Origin of the sequence: Streptomyces sp. CT34 (assembly GCF_000805335.1) — a bacterium.
Classification (GTDB): domain Bacteria; phylum Actinomycetota; class Actinomycetes; order Streptomycetales; family Streptomycetaceae; genus Streptomyces.
On the sequence record NZ_KN708638.1, the window covers coordinates 2,260,566 to 2,284,675 of the forward strand.

Annotated in this window: 21 protein-coding genes, 1 pseudogene and 1 riboswitch; of the genes and pseudogenes, 14 read left to right on the forward strand and 8 right to left on the reverse strand. The window is 70.5% G+C overall.

All coding sequences use genetic code 11. The features are described 5' to 3' along the window. Positions 1–1,324 (reverse strand): hypothetical protein (locus tag RZ84_RS10055; protein WP_241777641.1); only part of this gene is annotated, 1,324 nt, incomplete at its 3' end. A 217-nt stretch (positions 1,325–1,541) separates the two neighbouring features. Here RZ84_RS10055 and RZ84_RS10060 point away from each other — a divergent pair. From RZ84_RS10060 to RZ84_RS10070, 3 genes are all read left to right on the forward strand, one after another. Then, entirely contained in the window at positions 1,542–2,060 is a 519-nt protein-coding gene (locus RZ84_RS10060; protein WP_043264034.1) for a DUF4240 domain-containing protein, read from the forward strand. A gap of 77 nt (positions 2,061–2,137) precedes the next feature. Beyond that, positions 2,138–3,031, forward strand: a complete 894-nt coding sequence (locus RZ84_RS10065) for a TIGR01777 family oxidoreductase (RefSeq protein WP_043269504.1) — start codon at positions 2,138–2,140, stop codon at positions 3,029–3,031. Positions 3,032–3,320: 289 nt separating this feature from the next. Then, positions 3,321–4,595, forward strand: coding sequence for an FAD-dependent oxidoreductase (locus tag RZ84_RS10070; RefSeq protein WP_043264035.1), 1,275 nt, complete (start codon positions 3,321–3,323; stop codon positions 4,593–4,595). 75 nt (positions 4,596–4,670) lie between these two features. Here the strand turns inward: RZ84_RS10070 and RZ84_RS10075 are convergent, their stop codons facing one another. After that, the gene (locus tag RZ84_RS10075) at positions 4,671–6,128 is read right to left on the reverse strand and encodes a hypothetical protein (protein ID WP_043264036.1); all 1,458 of its coding nucleotides are present in this window, start codon (positions 6,126–6,128) and stop codon (positions 4,671–4,673) included. Positions 6,129–6,440: 312 nt separating this feature from the next. Here RZ84_RS10075 and lipB point away from each other — a divergent pair, with 312 nt between their 5' ends. From lipB to RZ84_RS10095, 4 genes are all read left to right on the forward strand, one after another. Next, positions 6,441–7,265 (forward strand): lipoyl(octanoyl) transferase LipB, encoded by an 825-nt coding sequence (lipB, locus tag RZ84_RS10080; protein WP_052229855.1) that lies wholly within the window; start codon positions 6,441–6,443, stop codon positions 7,263–7,265. A gap of 179 nt (positions 7,266–7,444) precedes the next feature. Beyond that, positions 7,445–8,389, forward strand: coding sequence for a lipoyl synthase (lipA, locus tag RZ84_RS10085; protein ID WP_043264038.1), 945 nt, complete (start codon positions 7,445–7,447; stop codon positions 8,387–8,389). Between the two features lie 223 nt (positions 8,390–8,612). Then, on the forward strand, positions 8,613–8,828 hold the full coding sequence (locus tag RZ84_RS10090) for an SCO2195 family GlnR-regulated protein (protein WP_043264039.1): 216 nt from the start codon (positions 8,613–8,615) through the stop codon (positions 8,826–8,828). Between the two features lie 10 nt (positions 8,829–8,838). Next, positions 8,839–9,543 carry a DUF4191 domain-containing protein gene (locus RZ84_RS10095; protein ID WP_043264040.1) on the forward strand — a complete coding sequence of 235 codons (705 nt, stop codon included), beginning with the start codon at positions 8,839–8,841 and terminating at the stop codon, positions 9,541–9,543. Positions 9,544–10,189: 646 nt separating this feature from the next. Here RZ84_RS10095 and RZ84_RS10100 read toward each other — a convergent pair. Beyond that, positions 10,190–10,393: pseudogene (locus tag RZ84_RS10100) on the reverse strand (hypothetical protein); the annotation flags it as partial. Positions 10,394–10,484: 91 nt separating this feature from the next. Here RZ84_RS10100 and RZ84_RS10105 point away from each other — a divergent pair. Further along, positions 10,485–11,255, forward strand: coding sequence for a GntR family transcriptional regulator (locus RZ84_RS10105; protein WP_043264041.1), 771 nt, complete (start codon positions 10,485–10,487; stop codon positions 11,253–11,255). 68 nt (positions 11,256–11,323) lie between these two features. On the opposite strand, the gene RZ84_RS10110 is transcribed toward RZ84_RS10105, so the two are convergent. Then, positions 11,324–11,692 (reverse strand): hypothetical protein, encoded by a 369-nt coding sequence (locus RZ84_RS10110; protein ID WP_043264042.1) that lies wholly within the window; start codon positions 11,690–11,692, stop codon positions 11,324–11,326. Between the two features lie 396 nt (positions 11,693–12,088). Beyond that, complete coding sequence (locus RZ84_RS34985) at positions 12,089–12,457, reverse strand: STAS domain-containing protein (RefSeq protein WP_241778031.1); 369 nt, start codon at positions 12,455–12,457, stop codon at positions 12,089–12,091. 131 nt (positions 12,458–12,588) lie between these two features. Next, a riboswitch (cobalamin riboswitch) is annotated at positions 12,589–12,779 on the forward strand. A gap of 823 nt (positions 12,780–13,602) precedes the next feature. Here RZ84_RS34985 and RZ84_RS10120 point away from each other — a divergent pair. The 5 genes from RZ84_RS10120 (at position 13,603) to RZ84_RS10140 (ending at position 18,004) form a co-directional block, all read left to right on the forward strand. Next, positions 13,603–14,235 carry a DUF6230 family protein gene (locus RZ84_RS10120; protein ID WP_043264043.1) on the forward strand — a complete coding sequence of 211 codons (633 nt, stop codon included), beginning with the start codon at positions 13,603–13,605 and terminating at the stop codon, positions 14,233–14,235. A 181-nt stretch (positions 14,236–14,416) separates the two neighbouring features. Continuing rightward, positions 14,417–15,076 carry a DUF6230 family protein gene (locus RZ84_RS10125; RefSeq protein WP_052229857.1) on the forward strand — a complete coding sequence of 220 codons (660 nt, stop codon included), beginning with the start codon at positions 14,417–14,419 and terminating at the stop codon, positions 15,074–15,076. Positions 15,077–15,880: 804 nt separating this feature from the next. Next, positions 15,881–17,251 carry a hypothetical protein gene (locus RZ84_RS10130; RefSeq protein ID WP_157878793.1) on the forward strand — a complete coding sequence of 457 codons (1,371 nt, stop codon included), beginning with the start codon at positions 15,881–15,883 and terminating at the stop codon, positions 17,249–17,251. A gap of 310 nt (positions 17,252–17,561) precedes the next feature. Further along, complete coding sequence (locus RZ84_RS10135; protein ID WP_043264045.1) at positions 17,562–17,795, forward strand: hypothetical protein; 234 nt, start codon at positions 17,562–17,564, stop codon at positions 17,793–17,795. Continuing rightward, a complete protein-coding gene (locus tag RZ84_RS10140; protein ID WP_043264046.1) occupies positions 17,792–18,004 on the forward strand; it encodes a LexA family protein in 213 nt (70 codons plus the stop codon). Before RZ84_RS10135 ends, RZ84_RS10140 begins: the two co-directional genes overlap by 4 nt. A gap of 389 nt (positions 18,005–18,393) precedes the next feature. Here RZ84_RS10140 and RZ84_RS10145 read toward each other — a convergent pair whose 3' ends face one another. After that, positions 18,394–18,861 carry an RDD family protein gene (locus tag RZ84_RS10145; protein ID WP_198539965.1) on the reverse strand — a complete coding sequence of 156 codons (468 nt, stop codon included), beginning with the start codon at positions 18,859–18,861 and terminating at the stop codon, positions 18,394–18,396. A gap of 257 nt (positions 18,862–19,118) precedes the next feature. Between RZ84_RS10145 and glnA the strand changes: the two genes are divergently transcribed. Next, positions 19,119–20,528: a type I glutamate--ammonia ligase gene (glnA, locus tag RZ84_RS10150; protein WP_043264048.1), complete on the forward strand. Its 1,410-nt coding sequence runs from the start codon at positions 19,119–19,121 to the stop codon at positions 20,526–20,528. An 801-nt stretch (positions 20,529–21,329) separates the two neighbouring features. On the opposite strand, the gene RZ84_RS10155 is transcribed toward glnA, so the two are convergent. Then, positions 21,330–23,105, reverse strand: coding sequence for a P-loop ATPase, Sll1717 family (locus RZ84_RS10155; protein ID WP_241777642.1), 1,776 nt, complete (start codon positions 23,103–23,105; stop codon positions 21,330–21,332). A gap of 90 nt (positions 23,106–23,195) precedes the next feature. Then, complete coding sequence (locus RZ84_RS10160; protein WP_043264049.1) at positions 23,196–24,038, reverse strand: IS5 family transposase; 843 nt, start codon at positions 24,036–24,038, stop codon at positions 23,196–23,198. Between the last annotated feature and the right edge of the window lie 72 nt (positions 24,039–24,110).

Genomic DNA, 24,110 nt, shown 5'->3' on the forward strand with positions numbered 1-24,110 from the left:
CCAGGAAGGAGCGGTTGTCGTCGATCCGCGGCGACGAGTGGAACTCGGCCACCGGCCAGTGCCCGCATGTCCCGCCCTCCTCGGGCGGGGTCGGGATGCGGTCGGTGACCCCGTCCGGGGCCAGGTGCAGCCCGTGCGGCGCGGCGTCCGGGGTGAGCAGGTCCCGCGTCGCGACCTCGGAGACCCACGGGGCGATCAGATAGCGCATCCAGCCGTTGCCGCGGCCGATCACCAGCCCGGCGCCGGAGGTGAGATCCGCGTTGTCGACCCGGGCGAAGTGCAGGGTGGGGGTGGCGCCTTCGGGCTCGGCGTAGCGCACCAGCCGCTCGCCGTCGTGGAAGACGACCACCATGACGTTGTCGATCAGCCCCGCGTAGAGCAGCCGCGGCGGCTCGGCGGGCGGCCGGGTGGAGGTGCCGGGGGTCGTGGTGATCCGGGCGTCGGCGGGCGGCGCGGCCCACACCCGCAGCGCCCGCGCCAGCAGTTCCCTGTTGCCCGCCTCGCGGCCCCGCGGCGGCCAGGCGGTGAAGTCCACCCGCGCGGTCCTCGCCCACTGCTCGTTGGGGGTGCGCAGCAGCCGACCGGGGTCCAGGGCCTGCCGGGCGGAGGGCGCGGCCCGGTCTCCCCCGGCGCCGAGGGGGAGCGCCACCGCGACCGTGCCCATCGCCAGGGCGGCCACCATCACGGCCGCCGCGCGCACCCGCTGGCGGCGGCGCAGCAGGTCCGTCGGCCGGGCCTGCACCGTGCAGGGGTCGAACTCCCCGGAGTTCAGCAGCGCCGCGGCCCGCGCCCCGGTCTGCCGGTCCAGTTGCCCGGCCGCCCGCTGCGCCGCGTCCGGGTCCGCGACCCCGGCCCGCTCCAGTACGACGCGCGCCGCCGCCGCGTCCAGCCCCTCCAGATGCCACAGTCCCAGGGCGGCCCGCACGGGCGCCGGGACGGCCGACAGCGCCTGGTCCAGGGCGAGTTCGTCGGCGCCGCCGGCGCGCGGGAAGAGCCGCAGCCCCCAGACGAACGGCACCGGCGGCAGCAGCACGGCGAGCCCCTGGCGGTTCTCGTACGCCAGCGCCAGCTCCAGGGTCCGCCGGCGGACCAGGTCGTAGCCGGACCCGGCGTCGGCGCCGCGCTGGGCGGGCAGCGCACCGGCCGGGCGGCGCAGTCCGGGCCGCGGCAGCGCCCGCTGCACCAGCCCGTGCGCGGTCAGCACCTTGCGGTGGCGGCCCATTGACGGCGGCAGCACGAGATAGGCGAGGCGGACGAGCCGTGGGTAGTGCTCGACGATGGCCGCCTCGGCGCGTTCGACGTCGGCCCGGGTTCGTTCGTCCATGGGCATGGCTGAAAAGCGCCCTTCGCGAAATGGGGAGTGCGGTGGGGGAACTGGAGGATCTGCCGGCGTTGCAAGCCGCACAACGAGGGAAGCTTGGCACGGTCACCCGGCCGATCCCCGCTCCCGACACCACGGTTCACCGGACCGGGCAACGCCCCGCAGCATCCGGGGGACTCCGCGTGCGGGCCGGGTCGGCAGGGCGGATCCTGGAGCGGTGATGGACGAGACGGAGTTCTGGGAACTGGTCGACGGTTCCCGCGAGGTCGCCGGGGGCGACCCCGAGGACCAGGCCGACGCCCTGGTCGACAAGCTGCTCGGGCTCGGCCCGGACGACGTCGTGGACTTCGCCCGCCACTTCGAGGCCCGCTACAACCGGGCGTACGCCTGGGACCTGTGGGCCGCCGCCGCGCTGCTGCTGGACGGCGCGAGCGACGACGCCTTCGACTCCTTCCGCTGCTGGCTGATCGGCCAGGGCCGGCACGTCTTCGAGGGCGCGCTGCACGACCCGGACCAGCTCGCCGGTCTGCTGGACGACTTCGACGAGGAGGTGGACGGCGACGCCGAGGATCTGGGCTATGCGGCCGACGAGGCGTACGAGCAGCTGACCGGCGCCGAGATGCCCGATCTGGGCCTGCCCCCGGCGCCGCCCGAACCCCTCGGCACCTACGTGGACTTCGAGGACGACGCGGCGCTGGCCGAGCGCTTCCCCCGCCTCTGGGAACGCTTCCGGGAGTAGGGACCGTCCGCCGGGCCGTGGCCCGGTCGGCCATCTCACCGCGCGCGTCGGCCGCCGACTGCGGGCAGTATGGCCCCATGCGCATCGCGATCACCGGCTCGACCGGTCTCATCGGCACGGCCCTCGTACGGTCCCTGCGCACGGACGGCCACGACGTCGTCCGGCTCGTCCGCCGGGCGCCGCGGGCGGCCGGCGAGGTGCGCTGGGACCCCGAGGGGCAGCAGGTCGACACCGCCGGGCTGGCCGGCTGCGAGGCGGTGGTCCACCTCGCCGGCGCGGGCGTCGCCGACCACCGCTGGACCGCCGCGTACAAGCAGCGGATCCGCGACAGCCGGGTGCACGGCACCCGCACCCTGGCCACCGCGCTGGCCTCGATGGACACCCCGCCGCGGGTCTTCGTCTCCGGCAGCGCGATCGGCTACTACGGCGACACCGGCGACCGGCGCACGGACGAGAGCGGGCCGGCCGGCCACGGCTTCCTGCCGGAGGTCTGCGTGGACTGGGAGGAAGCCGCCCGGCCCGCCCCGGACGCCGGCATCCGGACGGTCTTCGCCCGTACCGGACTCGTCGTGGCGCGCTCGGGCGGGGCCTGGGGGCGGCTGTTCCCGATCTTCCGGATGGGGCTGGGCGGCCGGCTCGGCGACGGCAGCCAGTACTGGAGCTTCATCTCCCTCCAGGACCACATCGCGGCACTGCGCCACCTCGTCACCACCGAGGAGCTGTCCGGCCCGGTCAACCTCACCGCGCCGGAGCCGGTCACCAACCGCGAGGTGACGGCGGTGATGGGCCATGTCCTGCACCGCCCCACGCTCTTCACCGTCCCGGCGCCGGTGCTGCGGCTGGTACTGGGCGAGTTCGCCGAGGACGTGCTGGGCAGTCAGCGGATCGTCCCGCGGCGGCTGCTGGACTCCGGTTTCGGCTTCGCGCACCCGCGGATCATCGACGCCGTGCGGGCCGCACAGCAGTCGTAGGCCCTGTCGTCAAACTCCCGTCGTCCGCCCGAAGGGCGGGCCGGGCGGCGTCCGGTGCGTGCTCTCGGCGTGCCGGGCGTCGGCGGGCAGGCGGGAGTTCGACGACAGGACCCAGCAGCGCCCGTACGGACCTCGTGGCGCAGGGCGCGCCGGTGCGCCCCCGGGGCGCCCCTGTCGGCCGCGCCGCCGGCTCCCTACGGTCCTCGGACAGACCGCTCGGCATCCCCGGCGGCAGTACCGGGCAGGAAAACGGGTGCGCCGCCGCTGGGACCGACATCGGGAGGGGCATGTGCTGCGCACCGCATCGGCCGTGGACGTCGTCATCGTGGGAGCCGGCCCGGCCGGTCTCGCCGCGGCCCGCCATCTGACCGGGGCCGGAGTCTCGGTCACCGTCCTGGAGGCCGGGCCGCGGATCGGCGGCCGGTCCGCCACCGACGAGCTCGACGGCTTCCGGCTGGACCGCTGCGGCCGTCCACTGGCCGTCTCCCCGGCGGCGCTGCGCCGTACGCCGGGACTGGGCGAGCTGTCGCTGCGCCCGTTCGCGTCCGGGCTGACCCTCCACAACGGCCAGCGGTCGCAGCGGATCAGCCCGCTGCGGTGCACAAGGGGCGCACTGTCCGCAGCACGCGCCCTCTCGCGCGCCGACCGCCGTACGGACCGGGCCGCCGCCGCTGCCCCGTCCGCCGACCGCTCCGTCTGCGACGCGCTGGCCGGCCGCCCGGCCTTCCCGCCGCGCACCCACGACACGTTCCTGCGACCGCTGCTGGGCGCGCTGCTCTGCGATCCGCGGCTGCGGGTCTCCAGCCGGGGCGCCGCCCAGGTGCTGCGCGCCTTCGCGGAGGGGCGGCTCGCGCTGCCCGCCGGCGGCGCCTCGGCCATCCCGGAGCTGCTGGCGGCCGGTCTGCCGCCCGGTACGGTCCGGACGTCGGTCCAGGTCACCTCCGTCGCCACCAACGGCGTCAGCACCCGCGAGCACGGCCGGATACCCTGCCGGGCGGTGCTGGTGGCGACCGGCGCACGCGACGCCGCCGAACTGCTGCCGGGGCTGCGGCTGCCCGCCTTCCACCCGGTGACCGTGCTGCACCACACCGCGGGTGTCCCCGCCGGGACCCGCGGCGCGCCCTGCCGGGACACCGCGCTGATCCTGCCGGCGGACGGCCCCGTCGGCTTCAGCTACCTCGCCGGCGCCATCGACCCGTCCCGTACGCCGCCGGGCCGGACGCTGATCACCACCGCCGTGCTGGGCCCCGCCGCCGGGCTGCCGGTCTCCGTCCTCGACAAGACCGTACGGCCGCAGCTCGACCGGATCCACGGCGCGCGGACCGACGACTGGCAACTACTGACGGCCCATCACAATCCGTACGCGGTACCGGCGATGCCCGCACCGCACGATCCGCAGCGCACCGTGCGGCTGCTCGCCGGACTCTACGTCTGCGGCGACCACCGCGACACCAGCACCCTCCAGGGCGCCCTCCGCTCCGGCCGTCGGGCCGCCCGCGCACTGCTCCAGGACCTCGGCCTCCCCGCCCACCCGGCACCGGACCCCGTCCGGGCGGCGGCGTAGGGCCCCGCGCCCCGGTCCGCCGTCCCGGCCCGCGCCCGGCCGTTCGCGACGGCGTGGTCAGCCTGTCAGCGTGGTTCAGCCCAGTGCCGCCACCCGGTCCCGGTACCCGCGCACCGCCGCCGCGTCCCGGTACGGCTCCAAGCGGCGCTCGAAGTCCCGCACGTACTCATGGGCCCGCACGGAGCGCATCTCGGACGCCTGGAGGGCCGCCTCGGCACCCAGGGTGCACGCCTGCTCCAGCTCGCCCAGGCCCAGCCGCGCGGTGGCCAGCACCACCCGGCAGAAGAGCCGGCTGCGGGCGAAGCCGGCGGCGCGCAGCTGGAGGGAGCGCTCGGCGTGCTGGGAGGCGGCGCGGTACTGCTGGAGATCGCGGTGGCAGTGCGCCAGCTCGTCGGCGAGCTGGGCCTCGTCGAAGAACCGCGCCCAGTACGGGGTCTCGTCGCCGGGGCGGGCGCTCTCCAGCGCGCGTTCGGCGCGGGCCAGCGCGGCGGTGCAGGCCCGGACCTCGTTCAGGATGCCGTGGCCGCGCGCCTCGGCGGCGTGCAGCAGCGCCTGGACGGTGGGCGGGGCACTGCCGCCGATACCCTGCTGGGCGACCCGCGCCAGCTGGACGGCCTCCCTGCCGTGGCCCAGATAGACGGCCTGCCGGCTCATCGTCACCAGGACGTAGGATCCGTACGCCCGGTCGCCGGCGGCCTGGGAGAGCCGCAGGGCCTGGACGAAGTACCGCTGCGCCAGCCCGTGCGCGGCGATGTCGTACGAGGTCCAGCCGGCCAGCCGGGTCAGATCGGCGGCGGCGGCGAACAGCCGCCGGCCGGTGGCCTCCCCGTACGTGCCGCGGAGCATCGGCTCGGCCTCGTGCTCCAGATACCGCACCAGGGCCTGCCGGGCGTGGCCGCCGCCGTAGGCGTGGTCGAGGGCGCGGAACAGTTCGCCGACCGAGCGCAGCGCCGCGATGTCCCCGGAGGAGACCCGGCCGCCCTGGGCGCGGTCGACGCGGTCGGTCCCCCGCTGCCGGGGCACCGAGATCCGGCCGCCCTGGAGGGGCACCCGCTCCACGGCGTCGGCGGCCGGCTCCCCATGCGCGACGCGCTCGTCGGGGCGGCCGATCAGCCAGTCCCGGCTGGGCACCACCAGCCCGGCCGGGGTGAAGGCGATCTTGCGGAGCTCGGCGTGGCTGCCGGAGTCCTTGCGCCACAGCCCGCTGACGATGTCCACCGCCTCGCTGGGGGTCGAGGCGAATTCGAGCCCGGCGTACACCGGCGCGCAGGCGTCCAGGCCGAGGTCCTGCGCGGACAGCCGGCGCCCCAGCCGGCGGGTGAACACCTCCGCGATCAGTGCCGGGGTGGTTCCTCTCGGCTGCTGGCCGCGCAGCCAGCGGGTCACCGAGGTCTTGTCGTAGCGCAGGTCGAGGCCGTGCTCGATACCGAGCTGATCAACCCGTCTGGCCAGCCCTGCGTTGGAGAAGCCCGCCTCGGCGATGAGCGCGGCCAGCTGGCGGTTGGGCGTGTGGTGCGGGGGTCGTTCCGTCATCAGCTTTACCGGTCTCCTGCCTTCCGGGCCGGGCCGCCGGGCTCGACTGACCCTGTCCGGCATGCTCTTCGCCCTTGTGGAACGGCGTGAATGTAACGGCCTTCGGCGCCGTTCTCGCGGCCTGCGCCCCGCGTTCATCCGATCGTGTGAGCAGGGCACGGGCGCGTCGAGGGACCGGGCGGCGCACCGGCCGCCTGCGGGGGGCGCATACGGCGGCCGTACAGTGGCAGGGGCGCGGGAGACACCGGAAGTGCATCAGAAGTGGCATCAACGTCGCAGTGAACTGCGACAGAGGTTCGAAGAGGAGCTGCCGTGACTGCGATCTCTCGGGGGGAGACCCCCGCACCCGAGGGGCTGCGCTTTGTGCACCTGGGCTTCGGGGCGGACGCCGTCGAGTACGAGTCGGCGTGGCAGGAGCAGCGGCGGATCCACGCCGCCCGGTTCGCCGACGAGGTCCCCGACACCTGTCTCCTCCTGGAGCACCAGGCCGTCTACACGGCGGGCCGGCGCACCTCCGACGACGAGCGCCCGTTGGACGGCACCCCGGTCGTCGACGTGGACCGCGGCGGGAAGATCACCTGGCACGGCCCCGGCCAGCTGGTGGGCTACCCCATCCAGAAGCTGCCGCGCCCGGTCGACGTGGTCGCACACGTCCGCCGCCTGGAGGAGGCGCTGATCCGGGTCTGCGCCGAGTTCGGCGTCGAGGCCACCCGGGTCGAGGGGCGCAGCGGGGTATGGGTCCTGGGCGACGCCATCGCCGCGGCCGGGGAGCGGGCCGCGCCGGGCGGCCTCCAGCTGGACTTCGCCCCGCGCACCGCCGACGAGCTCTTCGACCCGCGGCTGAACGGCCCCGAGTACGCGCCGTCCAACGCCGGCCAGCGCCGCGAGGACCGCAAGCTCGCCGCGATCGGCATCCGCGTCGCCAAGGGCGTCACCATGCACGGCTTCGCGCTGAACGTGAACCCGGACAACACCTCGTTCGACAAGATCGTGCCGTGCGGCATCCGGGACGCCGGGGTCGCCTCGCTCGCCGGCGAGCTGGGCCGCCAGATCACCATCGCCGAGGTCCTGCCGGTCGCCGAGAAGCACCTGCGGGACGTCCTGGAGAACGCCGAGCTCCTCCCCCGCGCGGTCTGAGCCCGCCGCCCTCACCCCGCGGTCACCACCGCGGGAATGCCGTCCTCCCGTCCGAGGTTGGCCCTGCACCACCCGCACGTGGATTTGCGTGCGAATTGACGGGCGTACCCTGGTGTACGCCGAAGAATCGAAGTTGTTAGGGAGCCGACGTGTCCGCAGTCGCACCCGACGGTCAGTCAATGCCGAAGCCCGACGGCCGGCGATTGCTGCGCCTTGAGGTCCGCAACAGCCAGACCCCCATCGAGCGCAAGCCCGAGTGGATCAAGACCCGGGCGAAGATGGGTCCCGAGTACAACCACCTCCAGGGCCTGGTCAAGAGCGAGGGGCTGCACACGGTCTGCCAGGAGGCGGGCTGTCCCAACATCTTCGAGTGCTGGGAGGACCGCGAGGCGACCTTCCTCATCGGTGGTGACCAGTGCACCCGCCGCTGCGACTTCTGCCAGATCGACACCGGCAAGCCGCAGGCACTGGACCGCGACGAGCCCCGCCGGGTCGCCGAGTCCGTGCAGACCATGGGCCTGAAGTACGCCACGATCACCGGCGTCGCCCGCGACGACCTGGAGGACGGCGGCGCCTGGCTCTACGCCGAGACCGTCCGGCAGATCCACGCCGCGATGCCCGACACCGGCGTCGAGCTGCTGATCCCCGACTTCAACGCGGTCCCCGAGCAGCTCGCCGAGGTCTTCTCCTCCCGCCCGGAGGTGCTGGCCCACAACGTCGAGACGGTCCCGCGGATCTTCAAGCGGATCCGCCCCGGCTTCCGCTACGAGCGGTCGCTGGAGGTCATCACCAAGTCCCGCGAGGCCGGCCTGGTCACCAAGTCCAACCTGATCCTGGGCATGGGCGAGACCCGCGAGGAGATCAGCCAGGCGCTCCAGGACCTCCACGACGCGGGCTGCGAGCTGATCACGATCACCCAGTACCTCCGCCCGTCGGTGCGCCACCACCCCATCGAGCGCTGGGTCAAGCCCGCCGAGTTCGTGGAGCTCAAGGAGGAGGCCGAGGAGATCGGCTACGCCGGTGTCATGTCCGGCCCGCTGGTCCGCTCCTCGTACCGCGCCGGCCGCCTTTACCAGCAGGCCATCGAGCGGCGCGAGGTCGAGGCGTCCAGTCAGGCGGTTTGAGGCGCTCAGCGCGCCATCTTGTGAATCGTGGCACATGCTGAGAGGACGCGGCCCGCACTCCCCCAGGCTGGAGGGCGTGGGGGCCGCGTCAACGTTTCATAGGTGTTTGACCGGCAGGTCATCCGTTGGTAACACCCTTCGGTGACGATGGATGCACGCACCGCTAGACACCTCCCACGCGTACCGCCCCTGCCTGTCCGATCGTCAGAGGGAGACCATCACCATGGAGGCCGCGCAGCTCCGCGCCACCGCCCGCCCCATCCCCTCCGTCACCGGTGCACTGCGTGCCGTCGAGGCCGTCCTGCTGGCCGGCGGCCAGCGGACCGCCCGCCGCAACGCCTGGACGTCGGTCCTGGAGGACCGCCGCCGCGCCAAGGACCGGAACGACGCCCAGTACGTACTGGAGGCCGCGGCGACCAGCCGTCCGCACGCCACGTAAACTTCGCTGTATGGCGAGGAAGGCAAACTCAGACGGCGCTGCCGGCGCTGAGAACCCCGGGCGACTGAAGCAGATCGCCCTGACCTACAAGATGACCCGTCGGGTCGACTCCAAGGTCGGTCTAATCGTCGCTGGCGTGGGCATCGTCGTATTCGGCGTTCTCCTCGCCATCGGCTTCGCGATCGGCCACCCCATCTACGCGGGCGTCCTGGGCTTCGTCCTGGCCTTCCTCGCGATGGCGATCGTCTTCGGGCGGCGCGCCGAGCGGGCGGCCTTCGGGCAGATGGAAGGCCAGCCCGGCGCGGCGGCGGCGGTCCTGGAGAACGTCGGCCGCGGCTGGACGATCACCCCGGCGGTCGCGATGAACCGCAGCCAGGACGTGGTCCACCGGGCCGTCGGCAAGGCCGGCATCGTGCTGGTCGGCGAGGGCAACCCGAACCGGCTGCGCGGCCTGCTGGCCGCCGAGAAGAAGCGGATGGCGCGCACCGTCGCCGACGCCCCGGTGCACGACGTCATCGTCGGCGACGGCGAGGGCCAGGTCCCGCTCAAGAAGCTGCGGACCCACCTGCTGAAGCTGCCGCGCGTGCTGCCCGGCGCCCAGGTGACCGCGGTCAACGACCGGCTGCGCGCGCTGGGCGACCTGATGAGCAACATGCCGGTGCCGAAGGGCCCGATTCCCGGACGTGGCCTTCGCGGTCGCTCGCCGCGAGGATGACGCCCGGCCTCACCTCCCCGCTCACCTCCATGGGCGGCGGGGGGTGAGGCTCATCCGGAGGGATGCCCTCGCATCCCTTCAAGGCCTCCATCAGCTCTTCCCAGAGACCCGACGCAGTCCAGCGCCGCCTGTGCCCGCGCAGCCCCGTAGAGCCGTACTTCACGTCGAGCTCGGGCCAGCGGGCACCGGTCCGCGCTTTCTCCAGGAACGCCTCCAGCACGGCGCGCGGCGCGCGCCCACCTTTCTGGCGAGGTGTGAGACTTCCGCCCGGAAAGCGCCCCGTCCGCACGACCCGATCCCAGGCCGCGTCCGTGAGGTCCAGGACCAGGCGTTCGTTCTTCCGGAACCACTCCGCCACCGAGCAGACAAGCCCCTTACGCATCGGCGGAGGGGGACCGGTCACCTCGATGCGGATGTTGCGGAGTTCCATGAACTCCTGCTGCTGTTCGTCGGACAGCTCCTCCAGGCGGTGGTGTGCCATCTCCGCGAGGGCCTGAAGGTTCTTAGCACGCTCTTCCCCCATGGCCACCTCAGCCTGCCGAGCGGCGACCTCTCCGCGCGTCTTCTCCAGTTGCGCGGCTCATTGCCGAGACCAGCAACCAGATCACCAGCGCGAGAACGCAGGTGAACAGGAGCATCATCCCCATCAGGCACCGCAGCCCCTACCGGCAGTCGGAGCAGGCGCGGCGGGTACGGGCGTGATGGCGGCGGCGCGGAAGCTGATCCCGTGCCGGTCACCCATCGCCCACGCGAACGCTTCCAGCCCGATCACCCGTACTTCCGCGCCTTCCACGACGCCCTTGGGCTCGCCGGGAACGGCGATCTCGATGACCGAGCCCCGCCGCCCTTCGTGGGGCTCCGTCACACCGACGATGGCTCATGCTTACGAGTGACGTCATGTAACGTCATGACTGTCGACGACAGGTGATGAGGAGCCCCCCATGGGAGACATCCAGCGCCCCGGCGCGCTCTACCAGCAGATTGCCGCCGAGATCCGCAACGGCATCGCCCAAGGCCGGTACAAACCCGGGAGCCCCCTCCCCTCGGAGGCCGACCTCATCGAGCAGTACGGCGTCAGCCGCCCCACCGTGCGCAAGGCCATCGCCGCACTCCGCGCCGAAGGACTCATCGAGGTCACCCACGGCAAGCGCAGCTACGTCCGCGCCCTCCCCGCCCCCGCAGTGATCATCGAGCGGACCGTCACCCGCACCGGCAACACCTTCCGCATCGGTCACCACGACTGGCAGCAGGTCGAAGACCCCACCGTCTACCGCACCACGACCACGGCGACCACGGCCCCGCTACTCGAACTCGCCGAAGGAGAAGCGCTGTTCGCCGTCGACCGGCTGCTGTCCGACCCGCACACCGACACCCGCGCCCTGCACCGCGTACTCATCCCGTTCGTCACCGCCGACCAGACCGAGCGGCTCGCCGAAGCCCCGGACACCGAACCCGAGGAGATCTACGCCCTGCTGACCGCCGCCGGGCACCAGCTGACCTGGGACGAGACCGTCAGCGCCCGCATGCCCCTGCCCGACGAGCGCGCCGCCCTCCAGGTCCCCGACGCAACGCCGATCCTGCACGCCTCACGCCTGACCCTCAACGCCGACCAACACCCCCTGATCCTCGAAGAGGTACGCACCGGCGCGGACCGCGCCCAACTCGCCTACCGCATCACCGCCGACAGCCCCCGCACACCCCACGCCGTCTGACCCACGCTCCGGCGAAACCGCCATACGGGGCCGGGGCGTTGTGGCCGGGACCGGCGGTCGCGGAGACGTTAGGCAGCCACCACGGGGCGAACCTCCAAGAACAGGGGGCCGATCGGGCCATTGCGGGCAGGCCAGGAGCCAGCCCGATCACGGCCAGCGTCAGGCCCCCTCGACATGGCGGGCTTGATCCCGAACTTCTCCGCGATCTCGTCATGCGTCATGCCGTCGGCACGCAGCCGTTCGAACTCCGCCACCGCCTCACCCGACGCCGAGTTACGGCGCGCTGTGCCCCGCAGCGGAACACGATGACGCCCCAGCAGGCCGTAGAGCGCCCACGCCGAGATCTCGAACCGCTCCCGCAACCGCTCCACAGACAGACCTTCTGTGTACAGCGCGATGTTTTCCGCCGCCCGCTCCTCGAACTTGTCAGCAGCCATCAACGAGGCCCCTCTACGAGCGAAGCCCGGAAGAACGTGGTGACCACGCACCGGAAGCCGGTGTGCCCCGTACGCCCCGCATGCCGCAGGCACCACACGTCCGGCCACCCAGGCCATCAACCTCGCCCGCGCCGCCATCGAGGGCGCCAAGGGCACGCGCCCCCGCGCGCGATCAACCGGCACACGCCCATGGGTGACCAATCCGACGCCGCCGGACACGACAACGACCGTATCGGGGGAAGCCTGCTGAGAACGAGGGGATGTGTGGCTCAAGAGCAGTCGGAGAGCGGCGACAGCAACGCATCACGAACTCAGGACACCAGGGCAGGGGGTGTCCGAGTCCGCGGATGCCCGGCCCAAACCACCCGGCAGGCGCGAGCTCCCTCGATCAGGGATTCACCCCCGCCTGTAAAGCGAAGGTCGTCGGTTCGAATCCGACAGGGGGCTCCGTGTGCTCGGCTGCTCGATCGTGAAGGCGCTCCGGGTGCGGGAGAGCCGCAGCACCCGGGCCAAGGTGTGCGGGACCGCGCACAGCCGCAGCTCTGCCCCGGCGGCGTCCGCTGCGCGGGCGGCGGCCAGCAGCACGCCGAGGCCGTAGCAGTCGCAGAAGCAGAGCTGCCCGCAGTCCACATCCACCCGCTGGTGAGAGCTCACTGCGTCACGGAGGGTGTCACGGACGGCGGGGGCGGTGCACACGTCCAGGTCCCCCACCAGGGTCACCCGGCAGTTGCCGGGCCCTGTGGCCTGGAGATCGACCTGCATCATGTCGTACACCGACGCCCCTGTGACCTGCAATGTCGCATCGCGAAACGGCCGTACCTTCACCGTACGCCCGCCCCGCCGAGAAGGACATCAGCGCATCAGCGCGGCCCAGCAACGGATCGTGGACTTCACCGACCTTCCCGTCGGGGGCTGGTTGGCTACGGTGGCCGCCGACGATCGCGACGGGAACCAGGAAGCCGGTGAGCATCCGGCAGGTCCCGCCACCGTGACCGGGGAGCACGGAGGGCCATGGCCGCAAGGCTGGAAGGTCGGGGTGAATGACAATCCGGGAGTCAGGACACTGACCTGTCGCGGACACCGTCCACGGGGCATGGCCGCCAGGAGGCGTGGCTGCGGCCTGCCACAGCGGTAGGTGCGCGGACTCGTTCGGGTGCTTGGCGTGCGCTGCTCGTGCCGCAGCGGGTCGCGGCCGGAGTGCGCCGTCCCGGCTGTCGTGCCCCGGCGGCCCGTTACCCGGATGCGAGAGGGGACCCGCAAGCCGGTGCGCGCCGTGCCGTGCCCGGAGAAACGCCCTGAGAGGCAGGAGCGCCCGGACGCTTCGTGTCGTCGGCTCGTTGGCGGCGTGCTGGCCGCGGTCGCCCTGCCCGTCCTCGGTACGGCCTGTGGGTCGGCCGAGCGCGCAGGCGGTACCGGCAGGAGCCTGGTTGTCACGGACCTGACCGGACGGAGGATCGAACGGCCGTACGTGGCCCACAAGGCCGTGACGATCTTGATGCCGGGATCAGCAATGATGCGTCGGCGGGCACCGTTGAGGTCACGGGGCGTCGAGAACTCCATGATCTCGAAAGCCCGTGCCGGCGGCGTCCCAGGGCGCCGAAGCCTGGGCTGATCAACCAATGCCGTGAACCGGACACCGCGCTGCTTTGTCGAAGCCGCCCCGCAAACGGTCCGCCCGGGGCGACATTTGCGTCGTGTCCACGTCATCTGCTGCGTTGCCCGGGGCCGGTTGTGTGGTGGTCCGGCGGGCCACTCCGGCGCGTGCGCGTGCCGCAGGGGCGCCCCGCACGAGCTCCGGTTGCCGACCGTCAGGCCACGGGGTGCAATGAGCCTGCGGCCCGTTGGCCGCAGCCGGCGGCTTTGGTGTTGTCCCGCCCCCGCTCGGCCCCGCTTGAGCCGGGGAGGCAGTGATGACGTTTCCTGATCCCGGTGCCCGCCCCGCGGGGCACACCCGGTGGACCCGGCTCGGCCTGGTGCTGGTGCCGACGCTGCTGATGTCCGCGGTACTCCTGGTGGCGATCGGCATGGGTATCCTCCCTGTCTCGCTCGCGGTCTCGGCGCAGCCTCTGGTGCTTTCGGGTCAGAACCTCAAGATCTCCGCCGACCGGCTGCAGGGCACCGGGTTCACCCAGTACGTCGGGGTGGACCGGGCGAAGACCAAGGCGTACCCGGAAGCGGTCGCCGGCATCGAGTCGGCCGACCTGTACAACCTGTGCCAGTCGGTGGCCGTCCACCTCCCCGTCGTCGGCGAGGTCACGCTGCGGATCGGCGCGGGCGGGGGCGGCAAGCCCGCGCACGCGGACCATCTCGTCGTCCATACCGACGACCTCGCCGGCGACGCGGTGTTCCGCAACATCATCATCGGGCAGGATGCCTCGACTTTCAGAGGCGGCCCTGGTGCCCCGGCGGGGGCCTTCGGGCAGCGTGCCGACGCCGTACGCATCGATCATCTGCGGCAGACGACCCGAGAGGTGAGTGCGGCGACCTTCCGGCTCACGGGCCTGCACCTGAGCGTGAAGGCCGGAGACCAGCCCTGCTACTGAACTGCCCTCCCCCCTGTGGTGCAAGCGGGTGAAAGTGTCCGTCCATCGGGGTCCCCGGGTGATTCTCGGAGTCACCAGCCTGCCCCGCCGGAGTTGGGGATGCCGTACCGCCCGAGGCTCGGGTATCGGGGCTGCTCGGCTCACTGATGGGCCGGCCCCCGCTTGTCTGACGGGGAGAGGGATGACGAGCAACGTCGACAGTGCCACCCAGATCACCGTGAGCGCACGTCTCACGGGCCACACCCGATGGAGGCGCCTGGCTCTGGTCATGGTGCCGACCCTGCTGGCGTCCGCAGCGCTGTGCGCAGCGATGGCGAGCGGTGCCCTGGCCGCGTCCTTCGGAGTGTCAGCCAACTCGTTCGCGGTTTCCGGCAGGAGCTTCGAGATCGGAGCCAGCACGCTCGATGGGCGCGGGTTCGTTCAGTTCGGTGTGCTGGACCACAGCGCTCATGCCTCGTACCCGGAAGCGCTGTCCGGCGTCGAGTCAGCGGACCTGTACAACCTGTGCCAGTCCGTCGTGCAGCACGTGCCCGTCCTCGGGCCCGTCACTCTGCGGCTGACCTCCGGCAGCAGCAGGGTTCCCGCGCACGCGGACCGGCTCGTCGCGGACACTCACGACCTGCGAGGCGACGCGCTCTTCCACAACGTCAACATCGGCCAGGACGCCGCAACCGTGAAGGGTGTGCCCGGCGTGCACGGCGCGCCCGGCGGCTTCGGCGAGCAGGCCGACACCGTACGCATCGATGAGCTGCAGCAGCAGACGCGATCGGTGAGTGCGGCAACGTTCCGGCTGCCGGGACTCCACCTGAGCGTGAAGCTCGGCCCCCACCCATGTTTCTGATGCTGTGTCACATGAACCACCACACTCGGGGAGCTCGACGTGAGTAGTGCGCGGCTGCGCGCGGGAGGTAAGAGGAAGGCAGATGCTGACGGGCGGCGGTCGGGATGGTGGAAGTCCTTCCGCGACTGGCGGCGCAGCCGCCCGTTCTGGGCAGGGGTGTGGACGCTGCTGGCCGGGGTCGAGATCCTCTCCATCCCGATCGCGCCGTTGCCGATCATGGTGCATGAAGGCATCGCCGGCGTGGCGGGGTCTCTTATGGGGATCTTCATGGTGGTCCTCGCGCTCAGCATGTGGCTGGCGCCCGGGTACCGGGTGTTCGCGGGCATCGCGACGCTGGTGTTCGCTGTCGCCTCACTCGTGCTCTCCAACTTCGGCGGCTTCCTGCTCGGTTTCCTGCTGGGCATCACCGGCGGCGCGATGGCAGTGATCTGGGTGCCGTATGAGCGGCCGCCGGCCCGGCTGCGGATCTGGCCGGACTGGGGTCGCGGGAACGGCTCAGGCCGCCCCGGAGGATCGGACAGTCCGGGAGGATCAGGCGGTCCGGGAGGATCAGGCGGCTCGGGTGGCTCTGGCGGTTCGAGTGGCTCTGGTGGTTCGAGTGGTCCCGGTGGGGCCGATGGCCCTGGTGACCCCGGGAGTTCCGGTGGGCCGGGCGGCAGGGGAGGCGGCGCCGGAGGTCATGCGGTCGGCGGTCGACAAGCCCGCAGCAGCTCGCGCACAAACCGTATGCGGGCGCTCGGTGTGCTTCCGGTCGGGGCTCTGCTTGCCGGCGGGCTGCAATCAGCCCCGTCGCACCTTCCCCGGATGGTGCCGAGCTCCGCCGATCCACCCAACGTGCTCGGGGGCACGGCCGACGGCAGCATCCCCCCGCACCTGACCGTCTGCTCTCTGCTCGACGGACTGCTGACCGGGGCGGGACCCACCGCGCGCGGCACCGGAAACCGCATCTCGGTGGGCGCCGAGGTGGGCCACGCCTCGGACTCCGAGCCCGGGCCCGATCAGCACCCCACGAGCTCAGGCATCTCAGTGGACGGGCCGCTGGGCCTGCACGCGTCCCTGGGCCCTCGTCTGCCGAACCCACGTAAAGAGGCACACGACGAACACAGGCCCAGACACGGACCCGACTCCGCCGAGCCTGCGCCCGCTCCCACGCACTCACCCGGAGCGGGCCTTCTCGGCTCGGTCGCCAGTCTGCTCGGCCTGCACGGTTCACACGACGCACCCGACGCACACGACGCACGTGACAAACACGACGAACACGGCAACCGCCCGGCTCCCCAGCACGACCATGCGACGCCGCGCCCGACCCGCCCCGCCGGCCCGCCGCAGCGCAGCCAGTCCGACCACGCCGCCGGGCCGGGCGCGTCGGACCAGCAGTCGAGTCGAGCCGGAGTCGCCGCCGGCAACACCGTCTCGCCGTCCGTCCTGCGCCTGAACCTCCCACCATTGCCCGCCGACAGGCGGATGGACGGGCCGTTGTCGCTGCTCCCCCTGCACATCAAACTGGGGGACCCCTCCAGCCAGGACAAGCACTCGCACTGGTGCCTTCCGCAACCCACGATCTCTCTCGGCCTCGGTGTCGACGCCGCCGCGTACCGCGTACGCACCGCCGCCCAGCCATTCCGAGTCCGCACACCACTGCTGGTGCTCACCGGCCTGACCTATCACGGCATCACCGAGGCGCCGACGGCGTCCGGCCCCCAGCGGGTGCTGGTCTTCACCGCGTTCCAGGCGGACATCGCGAGCCTTCGCCAGACCTCGCCTCTCCTTTCCCCCCGGTGTGGCCGTAACCAGCCCCCGCCGCCCGCCCCGCCCTTCCACGGCCTGCCCGGACTCCGGCTTCCCCTGCTCGACATGGGCATTCCCGGTATCGGTCGCGTGGACCCGTTCGCCCCCGGCCCCTGGTACCCCTGCCAAAGCAGATTGGAGACGGACGGCACCCCCGGCGGCACGTCGGTTGCCACCGGTCATCCCGTGGTCCTGCTGACCAAGGTCCTCAGCGGCAACCTCCTCGGCCTGCTCCCCGTCACGTTCACCCCGAGCATGCCGCCCCCACTTCCGCCGGGGCTCACCCTTCCCATCCCGATCTTCTTCACGAACGTCACCGCGTACAACCAGTCTCTCAGCGCTGACGAATTGGACATCCCCGGTCTCCACCAGACGGTGTCCCGCTGACTCCGTTGAACCATGGAACCGATGACCCCGCTGTCCCCGCCCCGAAGCCAGCGGTCGAAGAGGCGAATCGCCCCTCGACCGGCACCTCCAGGGGCAGCCGCCGGCGTGCGCCGTACAGGCCCCGCCGCAGCACACCGAACGCGCGCAATCCCAGGCGGGTTGCTGACGCTCGGACTGATTCGCCCCAGGCCGCACTCAACTGGCCAGGTACAACGCTCACTGGCCAACCAGGCCGCTCAGCCACAGGGGCCCACCATGTCACCCGTGTGAGTGCTGCGCCATAAATCGAACATGTGATGCAATCTGGTGCGTGGCTGACTACGACATCCCCAAACGCCTGGTCCAGGCCCAGGCCGCCTGGTACGCCGTCTACCAACGGCTCGCCGCCGCGGACAACGCCTCCGAGACAACGGTTCTCCGCCGCCAACTCCAGCGGCTGTCCGTCCAGATCGCGACCGATCCCTACTGGGCCACCATCCCCGGCCATGCCCCGGCGGCCCGGATGGCGCTGAAGCAGATGGCCTGGCAGGACGAGGGACGATGACCACCGAGTGGAGCGAAGCGCCGGACCGGGTAGAGCGCGCCCTGCGAGAGCTGACCGCGGAGACCGGACGTCCACCGACGGTGCGCGAGATCGCAGCCGCAGCCGGCCGGTCCGTCTCGACAGTCGCCTACCACCTGCGCGCCTTGGAGCAGCTCGGCATAGTCAGCCACACCCCGCACCACAGCCGCTCCTATCGTCTGGCCTGGTAGCCAGTGGACAGCCGGTGCACGTCGGCCCCCGCCATCGACACAAGTCGAGACGGGAGCCGACGTGCGTTGACCTCCCTGGCCACTCCCCCAGGTCAGGGGCTAGACGCGCAGAGTGGACGGAAAAACAGAGTGAACGGAAAAGCCATCTGGGAGAACGCTGCCGAAGGTCCGATGCCGAAGGGCATGCGGATGCCCAAGGGCGGCGGCAAGATGGCGAATGGATATCGCGAAGCCCCGGAGTCAGGCTCCGGGGCTTCGCGATGTTTGCCATGTTTGCCGCGGCGGCCCGCCACTCCCGCGGCTGCCGTGACCCGTTCCGTAATCCGTCCCGTAACCCGCGGATTCGACCCGCACCGATCGGAAACCGATCGGAATCAGATCGGAACCGATCAGATCCGCACCTGCACGGAACGGCTCAGCCGGTCGTGCAGCCCCCGTCCGTCCCGATCCCAGACCACGGCCGGGATGACGACGACGAGCAGCAGCGTGCGCAGCAGCACCCGCGGCAGCGAGATCCGGCCGCCGCCCTCGGCGACCACCCGCAGGCCCAGCAGCCGCTTGCCCGGTGTGAAGCCGACCGTGCCGACGGTGAGCACGCTCAGCACGGCGAACACCAGCAGCGCCCAGTTGCTCGCCGACTGCGCCTTGCCGCCGCTGAGCAGCCCGTACGCGATGAGCAGGCACAGCGCCCAGTCGATGAAGAGCGCGCCGAAGCGGCGGCCGACCCGCGCGATCGAGCCCGGCCCCTCCTCGGGCAGTCCGAGGCGCTGTCCGCGGTAGCCGAAGTCGACGCCCATGTCCTCGGCTGCCGCGCGGGGCCCGGAGATCCACGATCCGATTGCTTGCCTGTTGTCCACCCGTCCACGGTACTGCGACCGCATACGTTCCCTTCGCCGAGGGCCGTCGCGGGCCGAACGCACCGGCTCACCGGGGCTCCGAGGGCGCACACTGGGAGACGGGGGCGACAGCGTGCCGGTTAACCTCGGCGAAACAAATGGGTCATGCTTGAGAAATCCCGCCTGCCTATGGTCGGGCAAGCGCGCCACCGCACATGGACGCGCTCCGAGTAGCAACCCCGGGTCGCCGGCCGGCTGACCGGGCTAGGAGGAGTTGGATGTTCCAGAACGCCGACGACGCGAAGAAGTTCATCGCGGATGAGGACGTGAAGTTCGTCGACGTCCGTTTCTGCGACCTGCCGGGCGTGATGCAGCACTTCACGATCCCCGCTGCGGCGTTCGACCCGGACGAGGAGCTGGCGTTCGACGGTTCGTCGATCCGCGGCTTCCAGGCGATCCACGAGTCGGACATGGCGCTGCGCCCGGACCTGTCGACGGCCCGCCTGGACCCGTTCCGCCAGGAGAAGCACCTCAACATCAACTTCTTCATCCACGACCCGATCACGGGCGAGCAGTACAGCCGCGACCCGCGCAACATCGCCAAGAAGGCCGAGGCGTACCTCGCCTCCACCGGCATCGCGGACACCGCGTACTTCGGCCCGGAGGCGGAGTTCTACGTCTTCGACTCGGTCCGCTTCGAGACCTCCGCGAACCAGGGCTTCTACCACATCGACTCCGAGGCCGGCGCCTGGAACACCGGCGCGCTCGAGGACAACCGCGGCTACAAGGTCCGCTACAAGGGCGGCTACTTCCCCGCCCCGCCGGTCGACCACTTCGCCGACCTCCGCGCCGAGATCACCCTGGAGCTGGAGAAGTCCGGCCTCCAGGTCGAGCGCCAGCACCACGAGGTCGGCACCGCCGGCCAGGCGGAGATCAACTACAAGTTCAACACCCTGCTCGCCGCCGCCGACGACCTGATGCTGTTCAAGTACATCGTCAAGAACGTCGCCTGGCGCAACGGCAAGACCGCCACCTTCATGCCCAAGCCGATCTTCGGCGACAACGGCTCCGGCATGCACGTCCACCAGTCCCTGTGGCAGGGCGGCGCGCCCCTCTTCTACGACGAGCAGGGCTACGCGGGCCTCTCGGACACCGCCCGCTACTACATCGGCGGCATCCTCAAGCACGCCCCCTCGCTCCTGGCCTTCACCAACCCGACGGTGAACTCCTACCACCGCCTGGTCCCCGGCTTCGAGGCCCCGGTCAACCTGGTCTACTCGCAGCGCAACCGCTCCGCCGCCATGCGCATCCCGATCACGGGCTCCAACCCCAAGGCCAAGCGCGTCGAGTTCCGCGCCCCGGACCCGTCCTCGAACCCGTACCTCGCGTTCTCGGCCCTCCTCCTGGCCGGCCTCGACGGCGTGCGGAACAAGATCGAGCCCGCCGAGCCGATCGACAAGGACCTCTACGAGCTCGCCCCCGAAGAGCACGCGGGCGTCCCCCAGGTCCCGACCTCCCTCCCCGCCGTCCTCGACGCCCTCGAGGCCGACAACGAGTACCTCCAGCAGGGCGGCGTCTTCACCTCCGACCTGATCGAGACCTGGATCGACTACAAGCGCACCAACGAGATCGCCCCGATCCAGCTCCGCCCGCACCCGCACGAGTTCGAGCTGTACTTCGACATCTAAGAGGCGGGGTCGGGTGACCTTGGCGTAAGCCTGAAAAACCAGCTGTGACCTGCGAAAACTCTTCTCGTGAGTTCTCGTAGGTCACAGCTGTTTTCCGCCCCCTTGTGCACCGTGTGTGCACCGGCCGGCCTGTTCCCTGAGGCGGTGTCAGGCTTAACCTGAGCGCCGCCACCCGTGCAGGTGGCGGCGCTCACCGCTGACTCGGATCCGAATCGCGGCTGCTGGCCAGGCGGCCAACAGAGCTGGATGCCGACAGACGCCCTCAGAAGTGCCTCGTGAGAACACGGCCCCGTGCCGTCAGGAACCCTTCTGCCTGCGGGGAGTCTTCCTATCGGCTACGCCATCGCATCAGGTGAGGCCGCGAGTTCCGGTCAGCTGAACGCTAGATGCATGGCCCTTCGGAAACGGGGACTTGCATGTGGAGCGAGACACGAACATGGTTCTGGCCCGGGCGTCTTCCGCTGAGTTGTCGAACGAATCTGGGCGTCGCTGGCCTTGCCGTACGCGGACACCTGGCTCTTCTGGCAGCACGTCTCCTGCCTGCCCCGTGCCCCCGCTCGGCATTGCGTCACGCCCCACGCGAGCGCGGTGGGGCCGTTCTCGGTGTACTCCAGATACCAATTGAGGTAGTAAAAATTTTCGTCTGCACCGTCGGCCAAACCGGAGCCTCGGAAGGACACGACGACCTCGATAACGCGTGAACCGGAGGCTAAAGAAAGCGAGCCACCGTCAAGGCGCTCGTCACCTACCTGAAGGACATACGCACCGCACCGCCGAACCTCCAGATGGAGGACTGTCAGGTCATGGTGCCGAGTCCGAACCACTTCCGCCGCCTGCCGCACCACCCAACGATCGGATCAAAGCCCTGGCCTCGTCCTCAAGACGACGAGTGACAGGTCGGTCGCGGAAACCGTGAGTACTGAGCTGCGCGGCAAGTCTGTCGAAGTAGCCAGAGGCGGCCAAGACGTGGTCCTGTATGTCCGGCGAATACCTTCCTCCAAGCTGGGCTCGGGCCTCGCCGGCCGCCGCCACAACGCGTCCGATCTGCAACTGCACCTCTTCGCGTGTGACCTCCGGCAGTCCTGATCGCACCAGCTGGCGTAACAGCCGCTCACAGGCCCCGACTACCTCGCCCAGCAGTCGGACGTCTCGGTTGATCGACAGTCCGACATCGGAACCCGTGGTGTAGTTCACGAGACCAGCCTGGCTCACGACGGCATTTCGCCTCTGACCAGGCAGAAAGGTGGGGAGCTCCACAGATTCAAGGCTGTTGAGCGCGGGCCGGAAGCAGGGATGCACATGGAATTCGTCCTCGCCGGGCAGCGGAGGCGCCTGGGTGCCGCCCGTATAAACAACGTCACTCCCGCGCCGCACACCAAGAAAACTCGCCCCATACAGTACGTCGATCACCCCTTGCGGAGTCAGGCTCTCCGTGTAGGCGGGAAACTCTCGGTGCAGCACGTCCCGTCGAGTCTCAAATCGGGCCTCCAGCGCCGACTGCATGACCACGTATCCGGTGTTCTCGAACAACGGGAACAACGACCGGAGAAATGGCAGGTTGACCAGATACTCCTTGGCCAGGTCCTGGAGTTTCCAGCGAGAGAAGCGTTCTGTGGCCGTCAGAACGTCGTCCTCTGTGATCGTGGGGCCGCCCCGCTCGTCAGCCACGCTCCGGCAGGCGTTGAGGAGCTGGATCGCGTCTCTTGGACGCGGCAGTGCACGCTTGAAGAGGTACTCAGTGGTCGGCTCTCCTCGGACGCTCGGCGGGAACAGCCGCCCCCACAGCTCGTCGCTGGTCAGATCGGCCCCAAGGGAGGCACAGGCTCGTGCCAGAGCGACATCCTTGAGCCCCTCGTGTGTCCACGCGATTCGAATCTCGTCGCTGTGGAACTTGTCGCCGTCGCCGAAATTGAGGGTGTCATAGATGTCGGCACGGATGAACAACGCAGTCCGTACCACGCTGCCGTAGTGGCCTGTCACGTGTTTGGCTGCCAACAAGAGCCCAGTGACAAGCGCATGACTGTCCGCATCGACGGTCCAGACCTGTTCAAGCTGGTCAACGAGGAAGAGCAGCGGAGGATGACTACTCGCGCAGCCGAGGTCAGCGAAGGCAGTGGCCACACCGTCTTCGAGTACCTCCAGCTGCCGACTGGCCGTGGCTCCTTCAGAAGCGCCGTTGACGCCGAGGGCTGCCTCAACCCCGAAGGCCTTGAGAGACAGAGTGGCCGACTGGAGCCCACTCGCCCCACGCCGAAGCCTGTCGTACAGGCGATCGTCATCTGACTCGCCGTTCGCACGCAAAAAGGCGCGCAGGGCGCGAACAGAGGAGGGTATACGCCGACCGTGCGCGATACGCGCGTGGGTAGCCAGGTGACGTGCCGCGTGTACCGCGAAAGCGTACCGCCAGATCAGGGCCTTGGCGGTGTCAGCTGTGACGCCTTGGAGTTCGAAACGCCGGATTTCTTCACCGGCGGCATCATCTGGTGTGATCAAGATCGAGGCACCCTGGTGACCGTTCGGAGTCGCCAGTTGCTGGCAGATGGCACTCTTCCCCGAACCCTTGCGGCCGATGATCAAGGATTTTCGTCCGGAAAGCGCCTCCCTGTAAGCATAGTTCGGCCGAAACACAGCGCCTCGTAGTAAGAGGTCGCGCAGATAGGCGTCCGGTCATGGGCGGCGTCGAGGACGCGTGTCCCAGCGGTGGGTGGTCCAGGCTCGGCGGATCAGGCTACGGACGGTGATGATCGTGTCGGCGAGGTCAAAGAAGGCTTCGATGACGCTTCCTCGTCGTTCGTAGCAGCGTGCGAGTCGGTGGAAGGCGTTCTGCCAGGCGTGGGTGCGTTCGATATGCCATCGCCGGGTGGCCTGGACGGGTGCCTTGGTCCCCTTGTGGGCAATCCGGCCGTGCAGTCCCCGCTCGCCGAGCAGGGTGCGCGACTTGGCCGAGTCATAGCCGGCATCGAGGTGCACGGTTACCTCGTCGGGTAGTGGCTCAAATTCGCCCAAGAGATCGAGTGTTGGGGCCAGAAGCGGTGAGTCGTGGCAGTTGGCGCCGGCCAGGACGCGACCGAGGGGGATGCCGTAGCCGTCGGTCATGCCTGAACGCTTCATGCCCTGCTTGCCCCGGTCGACCGGTGACCGTCCGGCTGCTTCCCCGCCGCCAGGGGCCTTGGTGATGGCTCCGTCCACGGCGATCTGATCGAGGACGAGACCGACGATGCGGTCATAGGCGTCGAGCGCCATCTGCTTCAGCCGGGCGAACAGCCCCAGATGTATCCACTCGTCCCGGCGGTTGCGGATCGAGGTGGCCGAGCAGGTGGAGTCCGCGATCGCTTCATAGGAGCAGCCGAAGCGAAGGACTTGCAGCAGCTTGTCGAACACGATCCTGTCGCTGATCCGGCGTCGGTGGCAGCCCAATGGGTGGGCCGGATCGAACTCGGGCCGCTGGGGCAAGAGGGCAGCGAATTGGTCCCACAGTGGTTCGGTCAGCCATGACGGTAGCGCAGGCACAGGTCTCCCGTGATCACAGAGCGTCGCAACTTCATGTTCACGGAACCTGTGCCTGTCTCTTCTGGTAGCTGG